This window comes from Gordonia sp. NPDC003425, assembly GCF_053588635.1.
Genome location: NZ_JBSFQI010000052.1, coordinates 1 through 1,269, shown reverse-complemented (window position 1 = coordinate 1,269; position 1,269 = coordinate 1). Strand labels below are relative to the sequence as shown.

Here is a 1,269-nt window from a genome sequence, read left to right as displayed (position 1 = left end):
TGGGCCTGGTGCACGGATAGGTGACAGGGTTAGTCACGCGGCCTGAGGGGCCTCGTGGTTGATGATGGTCTCGAATTCAATGGGGGTCAATCTGCCGAGGCGGTCCTGTCGTCTGCGGCGGTGGTAGGTCCGTTCGATCCAGTGCACGATGGCGGCCCGGAGCTCGTCTCTGGTGGCCCAGGATCGACGGTCGAGGACGTTGTTCTGTAGCAGCGAGAAGAAGCTCTCCATCGCCGCGTTGTCACCACACGCACCGACCCTGCCCATCGACCCGAGCATGCCGTGCCGGGTGATGGCCTTCTGCATCTTCTTCGAACGAAATTGAGACCCTCTATCGCTGTGCAGAACGCAGCCGACCACGTCCCCTCGCCTGGCGACAGCGCTGTTCAGGGCGGCCACGGCCAGGCGGGACTTCATTCTCGAGTCGATCGAGTACCCGACGATCCGGCCCGAGTAGACGTCCTTGATCGCGCACAGGTACAGCTTGCCCTCGGCCGTCCAGTGCTCGGTGATGTCGGTCAGCCACAGCTCGTTGGGGCCGGGCGCGGTGAAGTCTCTCTTGACGAGATCGTCGTGTACAGGCGGGCCGGCCTTGCGGTGCTTGCCGCGGCCTCTCTTGCTGATGGTGCTGGTCCAGCCGCCGGCGGAGCAGATCCGCCACGCCGTCCGCCGGCACATCTTCTCGCCTGCGGCTTCGGCCTCGTCGGCGAGGTAGCGGTAGCCGAACTCCGGGTCTTCGCGGTGGGCGTCGAACAGGGCGTTGGCCCGGTACGCCTCGGCGAGCTCGGCGTCGGTGATCGGGTTCTTGCGCCACCGGTAGTAGGGCTGGCGAGCGATCTTGAGTACCCGACACGCCACCGTGACGGGGATGCCGTCAGCGGCCAGCTCACTCACGAGCGGGTACCACCTTTTCCCGGCAGATTCGCTTGGGACAGGTACGCCGCCGCCCGGCGTAAGACCTCGTTCTCCTGTTCAAGCAGGCGCACACGCCGCTTGGCCTCGCGCAGCTCACGCGATTCGGCCGACGTGGTGCCGGGCTTGATCCCGGCCTCCACGTCGGCCTTGCGGATCCACTTGTTCAGGGTCATCGGGTGGATACCGAAGTCGGCAGCGATCTGTTCGAGAGTCACACCGTCTTCACGGTTCTGGGCGACGCGGACAACGTCGTCGCGGAACTCCTGGGGATAGGGCTTGGGCACAGCTGGCATCCTTCCAGGCCGCCCGGCAGGGCAAGCCAGATCAGATGTCACCTACTCGTGCACCAGCCCC

At 65.6% G+C, this 1,269-nt stretch carries 1 protein-coding gene; it reads right to left on the bottom strand.

What is annotated here, in order from left to right:
- Positions 1 to 33: 33 nt before the first annotated feature.
- A protein-coding gene (locus tag ACWDTD_RS20545) for an IS3 family transposase (RefSeq protein ID WP_449748957.1) occupies positions 34 to 1,199 on the bottom strand; the annotation gives its coding sequence in 2 pieces (ribosomal slippage) (positions 34 to 912 and positions 915 to 1,199; 1,164 coding nt in all).
- Positions 1,200 to 1,269 lie beyond the last annotated feature (70 nt).